General features: G+C 73.9%; 18 protein-coding genes. 8 read left to right on the plus strand and 10 right to left on the minus strand.

Annotated features, from left to right (window positions below; all coding sequences use genetic code 11):
• Positions 1-23: 23 nt before the first annotated feature.
• A complete protein-coding gene (locus tag ACE1OA_RS07310) occupies positions 24-743 on the minus strand; it encodes a GntR family transcriptional regulator (RefSeq protein ID WP_432754041.1) in 720 nt (239 codons plus the stop codon).
• 140 nt (positions 744-883) lie between these two features.
• Here ACE1OA_RS07310 and ACE1OA_RS07315 point away from each other — a divergent pair, with 140 nt between their 5' ends.
• Positions 884-1,894, plus strand: coding sequence for a Gfo/Idh/MocA family protein (locus ACE1OA_RS07315; RefSeq protein WP_356607342.1), 1,011 nt, complete (start codon positions 884-886; stop codon positions 1,892-1,894).
• A 117-nt stretch (positions 1,895-2,011) separates the two neighbouring features.
• On the opposite strand, the gene ACE1OA_RS07320 is transcribed toward ACE1OA_RS07315, so the two are convergent.
• From ACE1OA_RS07320 to ACE1OA_RS07335, 4 genes are read right to left on the minus strand one after another with little or no spacing between them, the layout of a single operon-like run.
• Positions 2,012-2,428, minus strand: coding sequence for a PaaI family thioesterase (locus tag ACE1OA_RS07320; protein ID WP_386540834.1), 417 nt, complete (start codon positions 2,426-2,428; stop codon positions 2,012-2,014).
• Between the two features lie 4 nt (positions 2,429-2,432).
• Complete coding sequence (locus tag ACE1OA_RS07325; RefSeq protein WP_356607346.1) at positions 2,433-3,611, minus strand: cytochrome P450 family protein; 1,179 nt, start codon at positions 3,609-3,611, stop codon at positions 2,433-2,435.
• Between the two features lie 9 nt (positions 3,612-3,620).
• Positions 3,621-4,292, minus strand: coding sequence for a response regulator transcription factor (locus ACE1OA_RS07330; protein WP_432752499.1), 672 nt, complete (start codon positions 4,290-4,292; stop codon positions 3,621-3,623).
• Positions 4,289-5,506 carry a sensor histidine kinase gene (locus ACE1OA_RS07335; protein ID WP_386540830.1) on the minus strand — a complete coding sequence of 406 codons (1,218 nt, stop codon included), beginning with the start codon at positions 5,504-5,506 and terminating at the stop codon, positions 4,289-4,291. The genes ACE1OA_RS07330 and ACE1OA_RS07335 overlap by 4 nt, the downstream gene beginning before the upstream one ends.
• Before the next feature lie 145 nt (positions 5,507-5,651).
• Between ACE1OA_RS07335 and ACE1OA_RS07340 the strand changes: the two genes are divergently transcribed.
• The 5 genes from ACE1OA_RS07340 (at position 5,652) to ACE1OA_RS07360 (ending at position 8,635) form a co-directional block, all read left to right on the plus strand.
• The gene (locus ACE1OA_RS07340; RefSeq protein ID WP_356607352.1) at positions 5,652-5,870 is read left to right on the plus strand and encodes a hypothetical protein; all 219 of its coding nucleotides are present in this window, start codon (positions 5,652-5,654) and stop codon (positions 5,868-5,870) included.
• A gap of 165 nt (positions 5,871-6,035) precedes the next feature.
• Positions 6,036-6,842 (plus strand): thioesterase family protein, encoded by an 807-nt coding sequence (locus tag ACE1OA_RS07345; protein WP_432752500.1) that lies wholly within the window; start codon positions 6,036-6,038, stop codon positions 6,840-6,842.
• A 35-nt stretch (positions 6,843-6,877) separates the two neighbouring features.
• A complete protein-coding gene (locus ACE1OA_RS07350) occupies positions 6,878-7,126 on the plus strand; it encodes a polysaccharide lyase beta-sandwich domain-containing protein (protein ID WP_356607356.1) in 249 nt (82 codons plus the stop codon).
• A 292-nt stretch (positions 7,127-7,418) separates the two neighbouring features.
• Positions 7,419-7,676, plus strand: a complete 258-nt coding sequence (locus ACE1OA_RS07355; protein ID WP_147981725.1) for a hypothetical protein — start codon at positions 7,419-7,421, stop codon at positions 7,674-7,676.
• Complete coding sequence (locus ACE1OA_RS07360; RefSeq protein ID WP_432752501.1) at positions 7,673-8,635, plus strand: ATP-grasp domain-containing protein; 963 nt, start codon at positions 7,673-7,675, stop codon at positions 8,633-8,635. Before ACE1OA_RS07355 ends, ACE1OA_RS07360 begins: the two co-directional genes overlap by 4 nt.
• 18 nt (positions 8,636-8,653) lie before the next feature.
• On the opposite strand, the gene ACE1OA_RS07365 is transcribed toward ACE1OA_RS07360, so the two are convergent.
• From ACE1OA_RS07365 to ACE1OA_RS07375, 3 genes are all read right to left on the minus strand, one after another.
• Positions 8,654-9,016, minus strand: coding sequence for a hypothetical protein (locus ACE1OA_RS07365; protein ID WP_356607360.1), 363 nt, complete (start codon positions 9,014-9,016; stop codon positions 8,654-8,656).
• Between the two features lie 11 nt (positions 9,017-9,027).
• Positions 9,028-9,954, minus strand: coding sequence for a DMT family transporter (locus tag ACE1OA_RS07370; RefSeq protein ID WP_384873051.1), 927 nt, complete (start codon positions 9,952-9,954; stop codon positions 9,028-9,030).
• A gap of 155 nt (positions 9,955-10,109) precedes the next feature.
• Entirely contained in the window at positions 10,110-10,721 is a 612-nt protein-coding gene (locus tag ACE1OA_RS07375; RefSeq protein WP_356607364.1) for a dihydrofolate reductase family protein, read from the minus strand.
• 219 nt (positions 10,722-10,940) lie between these two features.
• On the opposite strand from ACE1OA_RS07375, the gene ACE1OA_RS07380 reads away from it, so the two are divergent.
• Positions 10,941-11,678, plus strand: coding sequence for an SDR family oxidoreductase (locus tag ACE1OA_RS07380; RefSeq protein ID WP_432752502.1), 738 nt, complete (start codon positions 10,941-10,943; stop codon positions 11,676-11,678).
• 141 nt (positions 11,679-11,819) lie between these two features.
• Here ACE1OA_RS07380 and alc read toward each other — a convergent pair whose 3' ends face one another.
• Together alc and allB are read right to left on the minus strand one after the other, a co-directional pair.
• Positions 11,820-12,935 carry an allantoicase gene (gene alc, locus ACE1OA_RS07385; RefSeq protein WP_432752503.1) on the minus strand — a complete coding sequence of 372 codons (1,116 nt, stop codon included), beginning with the start codon at positions 12,933-12,935 and terminating at the stop codon, positions 11,820-11,822.
• A gap of 3 nt (positions 12,936-12,938) precedes the next feature.
• On the minus strand, positions 12,939-14,273 hold the full coding sequence (gene allB, locus ACE1OA_RS07390; protein WP_356775572.1) for an allantoinase AllB: 1,335 nt from the start codon (positions 14,271-14,273) through the stop codon (positions 12,939-12,941).
• A 347-nt stretch (positions 14,274-14,620) separates the two neighbouring features.
• On the opposite strand from allB, the gene ACE1OA_RS07395 reads away from it, so the two are divergent.
• Positions 14,621-15,430: an IclR family transcriptional regulator gene (locus ACE1OA_RS07395; protein ID WP_356607372.1), complete on the plus strand. Its 810-nt coding sequence runs from the start codon at positions 14,621-14,623 to the stop codon at positions 15,428-15,430.
• Positions 15,431-15,468: the final 38 nt, after the last annotated feature.

A 15,468-nucleotide genomic window follows, 5' to 3' on the forward strand; every position in this document is an offset into this window, starting at 1 on the left:
CAGCGGGTCAGGGAATCCTCAGGTCAGGGGCGCACCAGCAGCTGGAAGTCGAAGGAGTACCGCGACGCCCGGTACAGGTGCGAGCCGAACTCGACGGCGCGTCCGGTGTCGTCGAAGGTGGTGCGTTCCATCGTCAGGAGCGGGGCCCCCTCCCGTTCGGCGAGCAGGTCGGCCTCGGCGGCCGAGGCGGCGCGGGCGCCGACCGTCTGGCCGGCGCTGTGCAGGGTGACCCCGGCGCCCCGCAGCAGGCGGTAGAGGCCGGTGTCCTCCAGGGGTGCCGTGTCCAGGTCGAGCAGGCCGACGGGCAGGTGGTTGCGCAGCCGGGCCACCGGTTCGCCGTGCGTGGTCCGCAGCCGCTCCAGGCAGTGGACGTCGCTGCCCTCCGGCACGCCGAGGGCGGCGGCGACCCGGGCGTCGGCCGGTTCGAGGCGGTTGGCCAGGACGACGGTGGCGGGCAGTCCGCCCGCCGCCTGCAGGTCGTCGTAGAGACTGCTCAGTTCCAGCGGGCGCCGCACGTGGCGGTGCACGACCTGGGTGCCGACGCCCCGGCGGCGCACCAGGAGCCCCTTGTCGACGAGCGACTGGATGGCCTGGCGGACGGTGGGCCGGGACAGGCCGAGGCGGGTGGCGAGGTCGATCTCGTTGCCGAGGAGGCTCCCGGGCGTGAGCGCCCCGTCGCCGATCGCCGCTTCCAGCTGCCGGGCGAGCTGGAAGTAGAGGGGGACCGGGCTGGTGCGGTCCACGGAGAGCGGCGGCAGAACGGCGGACGGCGGCTTGGACACGGAGGGGAGCGTAGCCGCAGGGGCGTACGACAGGAAGGGGTGAAGTCCGGTTGTCCTGACAAATCCTTGACAGGATGCCCCCTCGGCACCACCTTGGGGCCATGCGCATCGGACTGATCGGAACGGGACGTATCGGGGCCTTCCACGCGGGTGTGCTCGCCCGCCATCCGGAGGTCGAGTCGCTGGTCCTGGCGGACGCCGACGCCACCCGGGCCGCCCGGGTCGCCGGGGCGCTCGGCGCCGAGGCCGCCCCCACCGTCGACGCCCTCCTCGGCCACGCCCTCGACGCCGTGGTCATCGCCTCCGCCACCGCCGCCCACGCCGAGCTCATCGGCCGCGCCGCCGGGGCCGGGCTCCCCGCCTTCTGCGAGAAGCCGATCGCGCTCGACGTGCCCGGCACCCTGGCCGCGCTGCGGGCCGTCGAGTCCGCCGGCACCGAACTGCAACTGGGGTTCATGCGCCGCTTCGACGCCGGCTACCGGGCCGCGCGCGAGGCCGTGGCCGCGGGCGGGCTCGGCCGGCTGCACACCGTCCGGACCGCATCGTCGGACCCGGCGCCCCCGCCGGCCGGGTATCTGCCGCTCTCCGGCGGCCTGTTCCGGGACTGTCTGGTGCACGACTTCGACATACTGCGCTGGGTCACCGGCCGCGAGGTCGTCGAGGTGTACGCGAGCGGATCGGACGCCGGGCCCGCGATGTTCCGCGAGGTCGGCGACGTCGACACGGCCGCGGCGCTGCTCACGCTCGACGACGGCACGCTCGCGACGGCGACGGCGACCCGCTGCAACGGCGCGGGCTACGACGTACGGATGGAGCTGGCCGGGGAGCGGGACCAGATCGCCGTCGGCTGGGACGACCGCACCCCGCTCACCTCGGTCGAACCGCTGGGCCCGCCCTCCCCCGGCAAGCCGTGGCCCGGTTTCCTCGAGCGCTTCGCCCCCGCGTACGAGGCCGAACTCGACGCCTTCGTACGGCTGGTACGGGGCGAGCGGGCGAATCCGTGCGACGGCCGCGAGGCGCTGGAGGCGCTGCGCGTCGCCGAGGCGTGCGAACGCTCGCGCCGCGAGCGCCGCCCGGTGGCCCTGGCCGAGATCCCCTCGGCCGGCGACTGAGGCAGCCGGCGACTGAGGCCGGAGGCGAGGCGGCGGGTGGGCTCGGGCGGCACACCGGCCGCGCGCGGGCGGCGCGGCGCGACCCCGCCCGTGACGGGCACGGGACCGGCGCCGGGCTCAGCCGCCGGCCGCGAGCACCGTCCCCTGGGCCACCGCGCAGAGGGTCTCCTCCCCCGCCGCGTCCACGGTCAGCAGGTCGCACCGCACGACCGCCTGCCGCCGCCCGGCGTGGACCACCGCCGCGCGGGCGACCAGCGTGACGCCGAGGGCGGGGCGAACGTACTGGATGGAGAAGCCGGCGGTCAGCACCGCCGCCCCCAGCGCCGTCCCGGCGGCGAAGGTCAGCGCGTTGTCGGCGGCGTACGAGAGCACGCCGCCGTGCGCGAAGCCGTTCTGCTGGAGCAGGTCCTCGCGCAGGTCGAGCTCCAGGGTGGCCCCGCCCTCGCCGAAGGCGGTGATCCGGGCCCCGAGGAGCCGGCTGAACGGCTGCGCCTCCAGGACCTTGCGGGCGAGGGCGGTGTCGAGTTCCGTCATGCCCTCACCATCGCACGGGCAGATGCCGCACCCCGTGCATGAGTCCGCCGGGAAGCCACTCCAACGGGCCCGCCCCGGGATCGAGTTCCAGCCCCGGGAGGCGTTCCAGGAGCGTCCGGATCGCGATCCTGGCCTCCAGACGGGCGAGCGGGGCGCCCAGGCAGAAGTGGATGCCGTGCCCGAAGGCGAGGTGGCCCCGCGGGTCGCGGCGGATGTCGAAGCGGTCGGGGTCGGGGAAGCGGTCCGGGTCGCGGTCGCCCGACGCGAGGCAGACGAGCACGGCACTGCGCGCCGGGACGACGACGTCACCGAAGGCGACCGGCTCCCGGCTGAAGCGCAGGGTGGCGTTCTCCACCGGGCCCTCGTACCGCAGGCCCTCCTCCACCGCCCCGTCGATCAGTCCGAAGTCGGCCCGTAGGGCGGCGAGTTGGTCGGGATGCGTGAGCAGCGCCCGCACGGTGTTGGTGATCAGGTTGACCGTGGTCTCGTGACCCGCGATGAGCAGCAGATAGACGAAGGCGCGCAGTTCGCTCCGGGACAGCCGGTCGCCGTCCTCGGCGCTGTGCGCGAGCAGCGCGGAGAGCAGGTCGTCGGCGGGGCGCGAGGCCCGCCGGTCCTCGATGAGCTCGTCGAGGTAGGCGGCGAAGCCTTCGACGGCCTCCTGCTCCGAGATCTCCCCGCTCGGCGTCACCAGCTCGTTCGACCAGCGGCGGAAGGTGTCGCGGTCCTCGGCGGGCACGCCCAGGAGTTCGCAGATGACGATGATGGGAAGCGGGAAGGCGAAGGAGTCGACCAGGTCGGCCCCGCCGGCCGGCAGCATCGCGTCGACCAGCTCGTCGGCGAGCCGCTGGACGCGCGGCCGCAGGTTCTCCACCCGGCGGCCGGTGAACGCCCCCGCCGCGAGCTTGCGCAGCCGGGTGTGGTCGGGCGGGTCCACGGCGAGCAGATGGAGGCCGACGGCCTCCTCCTCCAGGGGGACGAGGTCGACGACGGACGCCGACTTGGACAGGCGCGGGTCGGTCAGGGCGGCACGGGCCTCCTCGTGCCCGACCACCAGCCAGGCGTCCATCCCGTACGCGGTGCGCACCGCGTGGACGGGTCCGGCCTCCCGGAGCTCGGCGTAGTACGGATAGGGGTTCGCGGTGAAGTCCGGCCCCAGCTCGCCCAGATCGATGACGGTCATGTCCGCACCCTACGGACTGCCCTCGTCCTCCAGCAGGCCCGCGTCGTGGACCAGGAGGGCGATCTGGACACGGTTGTTGAGGCCGAGTTTGGCCAGAATGCGGGAGACGTGCGTCTTGACCGTCGGGACGCCCATGTACAGGGTGGCCGCGATCTCGGCGTTGGAGCGGCCGTGTCCGACGGCGACGGCCACCTCCCGCTCCCGCTCGGCGAGGGCGGCGAGCCGGGCGGCGGCGGCGGCCCGCCGGGGCTGCTCCTGGTGACCGGCGACATGGGTCATCAACTGGCGGGTGACGGCCGGGGAGAGGACGGGTTCGCCGGCGGCAACCCGGCGGACGGAGGCGACGATCTGCGCGGGCGGCGTGTCCTTGAGGACGAAGCCGGCCGCGCCCGCGCGCAGGGCGCGCAGCACCTGCTCGTCGGCGTGGAAGGTGGTGAGGACGACGATCTCGGGCGCGCCGGGGAGGGCGCGGAGCCGTTCGGTGGCGGTGAGGCCGTCGACCCGCGGCATCCGGATGTCCATCAGGATCACGTCGGGGCCGAGCCGGGCGACGAGTTCGGGGACCTCGTGGCCGTCGGCCCCCTCGCCGACGATCTCGATGTCCTCGGCGCCGCCGAGCATGAGGGTGAGTCCCGCGCGGACCAGGGGGTCGTCGTCGACGATGAGCAGCCGGATGGTCATGAGGGCCACGGTAGCCAGGCGTGCAGGGCGAATCCGCCGTCGGGGGTGGGGCCGTGGTGCATCCGGCCACCGGCGAGGGTGGCGCGTTCGGTGAGGCCGATGAGGCCCTGGCCCGAGCCGGGGACGTGCGGGACGGGTCCGGTGGGGGCCGGGTTGCGGATCTCGACGGTCAGCCCGTCGCCGGGGCGCCCGCGCACGGTGAGGGTGACCTCGGTGCCGGGGGCGTGTTTGCGGGCGTTGGTCAGTCCCTCCTGGGCGATGCGGTAGACGGTGCGGCCGGTGGCGGCGGGAACACCGGCCGGGTCGTCGAGGGTGGTGTCGAGGACGACCTTCATCCCGGCCTCGCGCGACTCGGCGACCAGGGAGTCGAGGGTGGCGAGGGTGGGCTGGGGCCGCTCGCCGCCCGTCTCGTCGCCGGGCGCGCGCAGGACGCCGATGATCTCGCGCAGGTCCTGGAGCGCCTCGTGGGCGCTGTCCCGGATGACGCCGGCGGCGCGGGCGATCTGGGCGGGCGGGGCGTCGGGGCGGAACTCCAGGGCTCCGGCGTGCACGCTGAGCAGCGTGAGCCGGTGGGCGAGGACGTCGTGCATCTCGCGGGCGATCGCCTCGCGTGCCAGCCGCTGCGCCTGCGCGGCGCGCAGTTCGGCCTCGGCCTCGGCCCGCCGGGCGCGTTCGCGCAGCGCCTCGACGAGCTGGCGGCGGGAGCGTACGAGCATGCCCCAGGCGACGACCAGCAGGGTGACCACGACGCCGATCACGACGGCGGCCAGGGGGTGGAGGGAAGGGTCCGGGCGCAGGAAGACCTGGACGGTGGAGGAGACCGCGGCCAGGGCGCCGAGGGCCGCGGTCTGCCGGAAGGGGCGGTGGACGGCCACGCCGAAGAGCGCGGCGAGGGCGGCGCCGCCCGCGACGGGCGCGAACGTGCTGACCACGGTGAGGACGACAGCGACGCCGACCGGCCAGCGGCGCCGCAGCCAGAGGGCGCAGCAGGCGGCTGCGCCGACGAGCTGGTCCGCGAAGGCGACGGCCTCGCTGTTGAGCTGTTCGGTGGTCTCGGCGGCGATCAGGCCGAAGAACGCCGCCAGGAGGAAGAGCAGGGTGTCGACGCCCCAGTCGCGTACGGTGCGGCGCGGCCGGCGCCCCGGCGGGCTGTCGGCCGGGGTGTCGGCCGTCGCCGAGGGGAGCGGCCGGGCGCGGCGGTCCGTACGTGTCATACCGACCAAAGTACGCAGGTGGGAGGTTCGGGGGCGGTCAGGAGGCGGGAGTCGCGACCAAAGTCGCCGGGCGGGAGACTTTGGTCGTGGCGGCGGGTCCCGTCGGCCGACGCGGGCGCCCCGGCGCGGGGATCATGCTCGGGCCATGAAGAGATTCCTGGAGGGCTTCGGCTTCCTGACCATGGTGGTCGGCGTGTGCGGGGTGGTCCGCGAGCTGACGGACGGCTGGTTCCGGCTGCTGGGCTTCACCCGGTTCCTGACGGAGGGCGTGCCCTTCCTGGAGGGCCGCGAGCTGTACGCGCACCTGGTGATCGCGGTGCTGGGCGTGGTGATCATGATCATCTCGGACCGGGTGAGGGCGTGAGGCCATGACCGGTGGCCCCGGGCGTCCCGTCCGCCGGCCCCGGGCGGGTGTGCCGGGGATCACGGCGGCCGTCCGTGCGGGCCTTCTAGGATCGTGATCACGGGCTCGGGTCCCGCAGGGCGTGCCCGTGCCGCGGCACCCGTTCCACCCGAGGAGATCCACCCCGTGACCCCACACACCGGCGCCCGTGAGAGCTACTACGTACGCACGGACGAGCACCGCTACAAGCCGACCTCCCACGCGGGGGGCGCCTGGAGCGCCGGGGAACAGCACTTCAGCCCGCTCGCGGGCCTCGTCGTCCACGCGATCGACCGTCACCTCGACGGCCGGCCCGACCAGGGGCTGCTCCTGGCCCGGATCAGCTACGACATCCTGGGCCGGATCGCCCTGGCCGAATGCGAGATCACGGTGGAGACGGTGCGGCCGGGGCGGACCATCGAGCTCCTCGAGGCCGTCGTACGCATCGACGACCGCCCGGTGGTCCGCGCCCGCGCCTGGCTCCTGGCGTCCCAGGACACCTCGGCCGTGGCCGACAGCCCGCACGAGGCCCTGCCCGATCCGGAGTCCCTTCCGTCGTGGGCGATGAACAGCGCGTGGGACGGCGGCTACGTCTCCTCCATCGACGTCCGGCGCACGCCCCCGACGCGCCGGGGCCGTACGGCCGCCTGGATCTCGTCGCCCGTGGACCTGGTCGCCGGCGAGACCGCGAGCCCGCTCGCCTCGTACGTCGCGCTGGTGGACACCGCCAACGGCATCGCCGTGCAGCAGGACCCCACGACGTGGATGTTCCCGAACCTGGACCTGACGATCCATCTGCACCGTCAGCCCAGGGGCCCGTGGACCGGGCTCGACACCACGGTCACCTTCGGCCCGTCCGGACAGGGGCTGACCAGCAGCGTCCTGCACGACATCAGCGGCCCGGTGGGCCACGCCGAACAGATCCTCACCGTCCGGCCGCAGCCCGGCACCTGACCTGCACCGGGATCAACCTCTGGCCGGCCGGCACGGTGGGCGACGTCACGGCCTCCGCTCCCGCCTCGGTCCTGATCCGCGACTCTGGTGGCACGGCCACGGTCGGTGTCTCCGGTCCGCTGCGTGACGGCGCGACCATCGACCTCACCTGGAACCGTCCGGTGTCCTCGGTGACGTCGGCCGATCCGTCGGTCCAGGTGCTCGGCACGGGTTCAGCGCTCCGGCTCCGCGTCACCCCGGGAACGCCGGCGGCCACGCACCGGGCGGTGGTCGCCCTGGGGTGAAGGCCGCACCCGGCGCCGGACGGCGGCCGTGCGGAGGCGTGGCCGGCCACGGGGCGCGTGCGCGGGTGAGGGTCGCTCATTCGTGCGCCGGCGACTGAAGAAGTGCGCCCCCGCGCGCCCCCTGCCGAACCGCCGCGGCGGCCGGCCCGACGCCTCGTCAGCCGGCCGCGCGCGCCCGCCTGTCGGCCACGTACCCGCCGAAGGGCCGCGCCGGTCCGACATGCACCGGGCCGCCCGGAGTGGAATCGTGGAAGACGAGCGAAGAATCCCCTACCGATCCGAGGTGGGCGTCATGCCTGACTTCAAGCTCGGTGACTCGCTGGACGGCTACGACGAGGACGTCGTGAAGATGGCACCCCCGGTGGTCTTCCACTCGCAGCCCGACCGCTACGTGGTCCTGAAGACACCCGAACAGCTGCGCGCCTGGGAGCAGGCGGTCCGTCAGACCACCGGCCTGGAGATCGTCGCCGACAATCTCGCGGGCGTGGCCGCCGAGACCGGATGCTCGTACGGCGAGGCGAGCCACAGCGACGACTGCGGCGTCGCGTGATCCTGACCGTCTCCGTCCGCGAGGACCTCCACGCCCTCGCCGTCCAGCACGCCGTGCGCGGTCGCGGGCGGGAGCTGCACATCGTGGAGAGCGACGCCATCGGAGGACGGCGGACGCTGTCCTGGCGCTCGCACCGGGACGGGCCGCCCGGTTCGGGCCGGCCGGCCACCGTCCTGACCTCCGAGGGTGTCGAGGTGGCCGTGGAGGAGGCGGACGTCCTGTGGTGGCGGCGCCCCCGGGCCGATCAGGCCGTGTCGGCGGGGGCGGGCAGCGCGCACGAGCGCAGTCTCGTCGACAACGACTGCCGCGGCGCGCTCGGCGGCATCCTCGCCGCGTCCTTCCGCGGCAGCTGGATCTCACCGGCGGACGCCACCGACCGGGCCGCCGACAAGGTCTTCCAGTTGGCGGTGGCCCGGGACTGCGGGTTCCGCGTGCCGCGGACCCTGATCTCGCAGTCGCGCGCGGAGGTGGTCGACTTCGTGCGCGAGACGGGCCGGACGATCGTCAAGCCCGTGGTCGGCGCCCGGGGGCCGTCCCTGTGGACCCGGATGCTGGACGATCCCGGATCGATCCCGGCCCCCTCGTTCGAGGTCTGCCCCGCCGTGTACCAGGAGTACATCGAAGGCTGCCGGCACATCCGCCTCAACTCCTTCGGCGAGCGGATGTACGCGGCCCTCATCGAGACGGAGGACCTGGACTGGCGCCCCGACCTGGAGGTGCCGATCCGTCCGTGGCCCGTACCCGCCGAGCTCCGCGCCCGGGTTGCCGAGGTGCTGCGGCGCCTGGGGCTGCCGATGGGGATCGTGGACCTGAAGCTGACACCGGACGACGAGCCGGTGTGGCTGGAGGTGAACCCCCAGGGGCAGTTCCTGTTCCTGGAACCGCTGACGGGCGAGCCGCTGACCGAGCACTTCGCCGACTTCCTGCTGTCGTCGACCGCGGGCGGGGGCCCGGCGTGATCCTCCAAGGCCGCCCGTTCAGGCGGACGCCTCGTTGAGGCGGGTGACCTCCGCGAGGTGCTCGGCCATGCGGTGGGAGACCGAGCCGCTGGTGTAGAGGACGGAACCGACGACGGCGAGGGGCACGGACGCGCCGAGCACGGCGAGCAGTTCGGGCCAGTCGCGCTCTTCGACACAGGCGCTGCCGTCGCGGTGCAGGTTCTCCGAACTCCAGCGGGACAGGCACTCCTTGGTGCGGTACTCGCCCGCCTCGTACGGCGCGAACAGCAGCACGGCGAGCCAGATCCACAGCAGGCCGGCGAGCGCGAGCAGGCCGAGCCCCCAGCCCTGGGTGCGGCGTGCGCGGGCGCGGAACTCTATGTCGTACGGGAGTGATCGCATGGGCCGAGAACCTACCGGGCACCCTCGTCGGCGGCGCGACGGCCCCAACTCGTCCCGGCGAGCACGAGGGCGGCCCCCGCGACACCGAGGACGCCGAGCCGGTCGCCCGCGAGCGCGATGCCCGCGGCGGCGGCCCACAACGGCTCCGTGCCCAGCAGGAGGCTGACCCGGGACGGGGAGGTGCGGCGTACGGCCCACATCTGCACGAAGAACGCGAAGAGGGTGCAGAAGACGGAGAGGAAGACCAGCCCGGCCCATTCCCGGGGCCCGAACCCGGCCGCGACCGACCACGGTGCGGCGCCGGTCCCGGGGACGGCCGCGAGGAGGGCGAAGACGGCGACGGCGGAACCGAGTTGGACGGTGGTCAGGGAGAGGGAGTCGGCGCTGCGCACCGCCTTGATCCGGGACATGGCCAGGACGTGGACGGTCCGGGCGAGGGCCGCCAGCAGCATGAGCAGGTCACCGGGAGAGGGGGTGGTGAAGCCGCCGCCCTGGGTCAGCAGCACGACGCCCGCGACCGAGAGCGCGGCCGCGGCGAGGAAGGCGCGCGGCGGCCGCCTGCGGGTGACGGCGGCCTCGGCGAGCGGGGTGAAGACCATGGTCAGGCTGATGATCAGGCCCGCGTTGGTGGCGGAGGTGTGGACGACGCCGTACGTCTCCAGCAGGAAGATCCCGCCGAGGATCAGGCCGAGGAGGCCGGCGCCGCGCCACTGGGCGGCGTTCAGCGCCCTGAGCCGGCGCCACCCCGCAGCGACGAGGACCGGCAGGACGACGGCGAACCGCAGGACCAGGACGGCGATGACGGTGTGGGTGGTGGTGATGCCCTTGGCCGCGAGATAGCTGGTGCCCCAGACGACGGCGACGAGGAGGACCGGGAGGTCGGTCAGCCAGGCACGGCGCGGGGCGTCGAGGGGGACGGAAGCGGCGATCGAGGACATGGCGGGCCTGCTCCAACGTGTCTGACGGGGTGGAGACTTCGACGGCTCGCACGCGGACGATCACCGTACCCGGCACGACGGATGAGGGCTACACCTTTCCGCGGGGCGGACGGCCCGCGGGGCCGCGGCGGCCGCCACGGAGCGGGGCCGCGGGTTCAGTAGCTGCCGTACTCGGGCCGCCCGGCCAGTGTGTAGGTGTGGATGGCGACGCCCGAGCCCGTGGTCCTGGCGTCCTCGTGCCGGAAGGCGGTCGGCCGCGCGCCGTCGGCGAAGAGGCGGCGCCCGTTGCCGAGCACGACGGGGAACACCAGCAGGTGCAGCGTGTCGATCAGGTCGTGCGCCATCAGGGAGCGGGCGAGGCCGCCGCTGCCGTGCATCTGGATCTCGCCCTCGGTGCGCTCCTTGAGCGCGGCGACCTCCGTCGCCGCGTCGCCGCCGAGGACGGTGGTGCCGGCCCAGTCGGCCGTGTCGAGGGTGGTCGAGGCGACGTACTTGGGGAGGGCGTTGAGCTTGCCGGCGACCGGGTCGGCGGGGTCGGTCTGCTTCGGCCAGTAGCCCGCGAAGATCTCGTAGGTGCGGCGGCCCAGCAGGAAGGCGGTGGGCCGCTCGAAGACCCCGGCCATGAACCGGCCGAAGTCCTCGTCCCCGTACGGCACGGACCAGCCGCCCTGGTCGAAGCCGCCACTGGGGTCCTCCTGCGGGCCCCCGGGGGCCTGGTAGACGCCGTCGAGCGAGAGGAACTGGGTGAGGCTGAGCGTGGCGGTCATGACGGGCCCTTTCGGTTCGACCGGGGGGTCCCCCGGTCCATCGTGTCTCACCTGCTTCGACTCCACCGCCCGGCGGAACTCATCGGTGACGCCGGAGCAGCGCCGTCCGTCCGGCGCCCGCGCCGCCGGTGTCCGTGTCCGTTTCCCGCCGGTGCGGGGGCTTCCCGCCGCCTTTCATTGAACGCGAAACCACTGACGCGTTCTCCCTGGAGGTTCGGCATGTCCACCCTGTACGGCAAGACGGCCCTGGTGACGGGCGGCAGCCGCGGCATAGGGGCCGCGACGGCCCTGCGGCTGGCGCGTGAGGGGGCCGACGTCGCCTTCACCTACGTCCGGGGCGAGGAGCGCGCGCGGGAGGTCGCGGCCGCGATCGAGGCGACCGGACGCACGGCGCTGCCCCTGCGGGCCGACGCGGCCGACGCCGGGGACGCGGCGGGCGCGGTCGAGTGGGCCGCCGACGCGCTCGGCCGGCTCGACGTGCTGGTCAACAACGCCGGCATCGGCGTCCTCGGCCCCCTGGAGAGCCTGTCCCTGGCGGACGTGGACCGGGTGCTCGCGGTCAACGTGCGGGCCGCCTTCCTGGCGGCGCAGGCGGCGGTCCGGATGGGACGCGGCGGCCGGATCATCACGATCGGCACCTGCATGACGGCACGGGTGCCGGGTCCCGGCGGAACCCTCTACGCGACGAGCAAGTCCGCGCTCGTCGGCCTGACGAAGGGGCTGGCCCGGGACCTGGGCGAGCGCGGCATCACGGCGAACCTGGTCCATCCGGGCCCGGTCGGCACCGACATGAACCCGGCGGACGGCCCGTACGCGCAGGCGCAGACGGCGCTGACGGCGCTGGGCCGCTTCGGTGTCCCGGACGAGGTCGCCGCGATGGTGGCGTTCCTGGCGGGGCCGGGGGCGGAGTACGTGACGGGGGCCGAGTTCTCGGTCGACGGCGGACACGCCGCGTAGCCGGGTGCCCGGGAGTCGGCGCTCAGGGGGCGGCCCGAGAGGGGTGGCCCGAGGGGGGTGGGACCGAGGGAGGGGTGAAAGGCGCGAAGGCGCACCGGGGCTGTCGGGCCGGTGCGCCTTCGCGGGCCGGGCGGGGTGTCGTTACCCGCCCAGTTCCTGGTGGCGGGCCGTCAGCCGCGCCGTGCCCGCTTCGGTGAGGGAGCCGAAGAGGCGGAGGCGGGAGATGCCGCCGTCGGGGTAGATGTCGATCCGGACGCGGGAGCCGACCGCCGGGGTGTCCAGGACGAACCGGTGGCTGGTGTCGGGCTGGAGGCGGGTCCGGGGCAGGATCTCGGTCCAGTCCTCGGAGCCCTCGGCCGCCACGGACAGCGCCGCCCAGCCCGCGCTGTTGCCCTTGAGGTAGGCCGTGTCGATCTCGACCGCGCGGATCTCCGACTCGGCCGCCAGGCTGTAGCGGATCCAGTCGTTGCCCTTGTCCCGGCGGCGTCGGGTCTCCCAGCCGTCGTCCATCTTGCGGGACCGGCCGGGCTGGATGGTGTTGGTCGCCGGCGAGTAGAAGCGGTCCGAGGCGTCCTCGACCTGGCCGCCGTTCTCCAGCGCCGCGAGGTCGAAGGTGCCGAGGACGCCGAGCCAGCGCGGGTCGGGGGCCACCTCGCCGTACACCCGCAGCCGGGCGATGCCGCCGTCGGGGTGCTGGTTGACCCGCAGGTGGGTGAAGCGCTGCTCGACGGCGACGGCGAAGCCGTTGGCCGCGTGGCCGCCGATCGCGGTGCGCGGGACGAGCGTCGTCCACTTCACGTCGTCCGCCAGCAGCTCCTCGGGGGAGGGCGAGCCCGCGACCGAGGCCGCCTCGACCGACACGGCCTGCGGGTAGTTGCCGCGGAAGTGGGCGGTGTCGACGACGATGCCGCGGACGACGCCAGGGGCGCCGAGACGCACCAGCGCCCAGTCGTGGTCCTCGGCGGTGGGGTGCGGCTCCTGGGCGGACACGCCACGGCGGCGGCGGGTCTCCCAGCCGTCCATGATCTTGCCCTTGTGCCCGAAGTGCTCGGGGTCGAACTCGGCGGCCTCCGGCTTGAGCATGTTCTCGCGCTCGGCGAAGAACTCATCGTTCGCGGCGATCACTCCGGCGCCGAGCCGCCGGTCGGCGAGGTCGGCGTACTGCGTGAAGGGGAAGTCGGCGGTGCGGTAGTCGGCGTACGGGTCACCACCGCCGTAGGGGCTGGCGTCGCCGGTGAAGGAGGGTATGCCGGTCACGGGTCAGTTGTTCCTTTCGAGGAGGCGGCCGGAGGGCTCGGCGAGGGTGCCGTCGGCGGCGATGCGCTCGCCGCGCAGCCAGGTGGACCGCACGACGCCGTGCAGGGTCCGGCCGGCGTAGGCGGTGACCCGGTTGCGGTGCTCCAGCTCGGCGGGGTCGACGGTGAAGGTGGCCTCGGGGTCGAGGACCGCGAAGTCGGCGTCGCGGCCGGCCTCGATGGCGCCCTTGCGGTCCAGGCCGGCGAGCCGGGCCGGGCCTTCGGACATCCAGCGGACGACGTCGGTCAGGTCGTGGCCGCGGCGGCGGGCCTCGGTCCAGATCGCCGGCAGGCCGAGCTGCAGGGAGGAGATGCCGCCCCAGGCGGAGGCGAAGTCGCCCGTCTTCAGGTCGGCGGTGGAGGGCGAGTGGTCGGAGACGATGCAGTCGATCGTCCCGTCCGCCAGGCCCTGCCACAGGGCGTCCTGGTTGGACGCCTCCCGGATCGGCGGGCAGCACTTGAACTCGGTCGCGCCGTCCGGCACCTCCTCCGCCGTGAGGGTGAGGAAGTGCGGGCAGGACTCGACCGTCACGGCGAGCCCCTCGGCCTTGGCCGCGGCGATCAGCGGCAGGGCGTCCGAGGAGGACAGGTGGAGGACGTGGACGCGCGCGTCGAGACGGCGGGCCTGGTCGATGAGGTTCCCGATCGCGGTGTTCTCGGCGTCCCGGGGGCGGGACGCGAGGAAGTCGGCGTACTTGCCGCCGCTCTTCTGCGGGGCGGCGGCGAGGTGGTGCGGGTCCTCCGCGTGCACGATCATCAGCCCGTCGAAGCCGGCGATCTCGGCGAGGGAGTTCGCCAGCTGTTCCTGGTCGAGCTCGGGGAACTCGTCCACGCCGGACGGCGACAGGAAGCACTTGAAGCCGAAGACGCCGGCGTCGTGCAGCAGGCGCAGGTCCTTGACGTTGTCGGGCAGCGCGCCGCCCCAGAAGCCGACGTCGATGTGCGCCTTCGCCCGGGCGACCTCCTGCTTGATCCGCAGGTGCTCGACGGTGGTCGTCGGCGGCAGGGAGTTGAGCGGCATGTCGAGCAGTGTGGTGATGCCGCCCGCCGCGGCGGCGCGGGTGGCGGTCCAGAACCCCTCCCACTCGGTGCGGCCCGGGTCGTTCACGTGGACGTGGGTGTCGACGAGCCCGGGGAGCACGACGTCGTCGCCGACGTCCTCCAGCCGGGCACCGGCCGGTACCTCGGCGTCGTACGGCAGCACCGCGGCGATGGTCCCGCCGGAGACGGCGATCGACGCGGGGCGTGTCCCCTCGGGGGTGATGACGCGTGTCGAGCGCAGTACCAGGTTGACGTCCACCCGTACCCCTTCTTCTTCCACCCAGCAGAAATTCAACGAACTGTTGAAGGAGTCTGAACTCAGGACGACATGCCGTCAAGGGCACACTTCCAGCATGACGCCGCCCCGCCCCGGCGCGACCGGGCGTTCTTGGACGTTTCCATGAAGTGGAATCGAAATTTCGTACAGTAGAACGTAGCTCCGCACATGCGGGGAGGTCCGGGACCCCTCCGGGCAGCCGTCGACACCGGACAAATGACCCCGTCGTACACACGGCCCCGGCCCGGACGGCGGGACCGGGGCCGTGTGTACGCCGGGGTCGCCCGGTAGGCTGCTGACCTGCCCGCCCGCCCCGAAAGGACCTCGACGTGCCGACGTCCAGCGCCAGCACCACCGACGCCTCGAAGCCCGCTGCCGCGAGCGGCGGCGTCCAGTCCCTTGAGCGTGCCTTCGACCTCCTGGAGCGGATGGCCGACGCCGGCGGCGAGGTCGGACTGAGCGAGCTCTCGGCCAGCAGCGGGCTCCCGCTGCCCACCATCCACCGGCTGATGCGCACCCTCGTGGCCTGCGGATACGTACGCCAGCAGTCGAACCGCCGGTACGCGCTCGGCCCCCGGCTGATCCGGCTCGGGGAGTCGGCCTCCCGGCTGCTCGGCACCTGGGCCCGGCCCTATCTGGCGCGCCTGGTCGAGGAGACCGGCGAGACCGCGAACATGGCCCTGCTCGACGGGGACGAGATCGTCTACGTCGCCCAGGTGCCGTCGAAGCACTCGATGCGGATGTTCACCGAGGTCGGCCGGCGCGTCCTGCCGCACTCGACGGGCGTGGGCAAGGCGCTGCTCGCCTACACCCCGGCGGACGAGGTCCGCGCGCTGCTCGCCCGGACGGGCATGCCGGCCGCGACCGAGAAGACCATCACCACGCCCGAGGGTTTCCTGGACGCGCTCGCGGTGGTGCGCGACGCGGGGTACGCGGTCGACGACAACGAGCAGGAGATAGGGGTCCGCTGCCTCGCCGTGTCGGTGCCCGACTCCCCCACCGCGGCGGCGATCTCGATCTCCGGCCCGGCGGGCCGCGTGACGGAGGCGGCGACGGAGAAGATCGTCCCGATCCTCCAGGAGGTCGCCCGGGAACTGTCGGCGGCCCTCGCGAGCACGGCGGGCAACGGACAGGCGTAGTCACGGAGCACGACGACAGGGGCACCCCGGGCCCGAGG

Origin of the sequence: Streptomyces sp. JL2001, from assembly GCF_050917515.1 — a bacterium.
In the GTDB taxonomy this organism is placed as follows: domain Bacteria; phylum Actinomycetota; class Actinomycetes; order Streptomycetales; family Streptomycetaceae; genus Streptomyces.

What these genes read in the sequence shown, in the direction of transcription:
- ACE1OA_RS07335 (WP_386540830.1), bottom strand. Translation starts at nt 5,506, where the DNA reads ATGACACGTACGGACCGCCGCGCCCGGCCGCTCCCCTCGGCGACGGCC.
- ACE1OA_RS07325 (WP_356607346.1), bottom strand. Translation starts at nt 3,611, where the DNA reads ATGACCGTCATCGATCTGGGCGAGCTGGGGCCGGACTTCACCGCGAAC.
- ACE1OA_RS07315 (WP_356607342.1), top strand. Translation starts at nt 884, where the DNA reads ATGCGCATCGGACTGATCGGAACGGGACGTATCGGGGCCTTCCACGCG.
- ACE1OA_RS07355 (WP_147981725.1), top strand. Translation starts at nt 7,419, where the DNA reads ATGCCTGACTTCAAGCTCGGTGACTCGCTGGACGGCTACGACGAGGAC.
- ACE1OA_RS07375 (WP_356607364.1), bottom strand. Translation starts at nt 10,721, where the DNA reads ATGACCGCCACGCTCAGCCTCACCCAGTTCCTCTCGCTCGACGGCGTC.
- ACE1OA_RS07330 (WP_432752499.1), bottom strand. Translation starts at nt 4,292, where the DNA reads ATGACCATCCGGCTGCTCATCGTCGACGACGACCCCCTGGTCCGCGCG.
- ACE1OA_RS07340 (WP_356607352.1), top strand. Translation starts at nt 5,652, where the DNA reads ATGAAGAGATTCCTGGAGGGCTTCGGCTTCCTGACCATGGTGGTCGGC.
- ACE1OA_RS07370 (WP_384873051.1), bottom strand. Translation starts at nt 9,954, where the DNA reads ATGTCCTCGATCGCCGCTTCCGTCCCCCTCGACGCCCCGCGCCGTGCC.
- ACE1OA_RS07320 (WP_386540834.1), bottom strand. Translation starts at nt 2,428, where the DNA reads ATGACGGAACTCGACACCGCCCTCGCCCGCAAGGTCCTGGAGGCGCAG.
- ACE1OA_RS07365 (WP_356607360.1), bottom strand. Translation starts at nt 9,016, where the DNA reads ATGCGATCACTCCCGTACGACATAGAGTTCCGCGCCCGCGCACGCCGC.
- ACE1OA_RS07380 (WP_432752502.1), top strand. Translation starts at nt 10,941, where the DNA reads ATGTCCACCCTGTACGGCAAGACGGCCCTGGTGACGGGCGGCAGCCGC.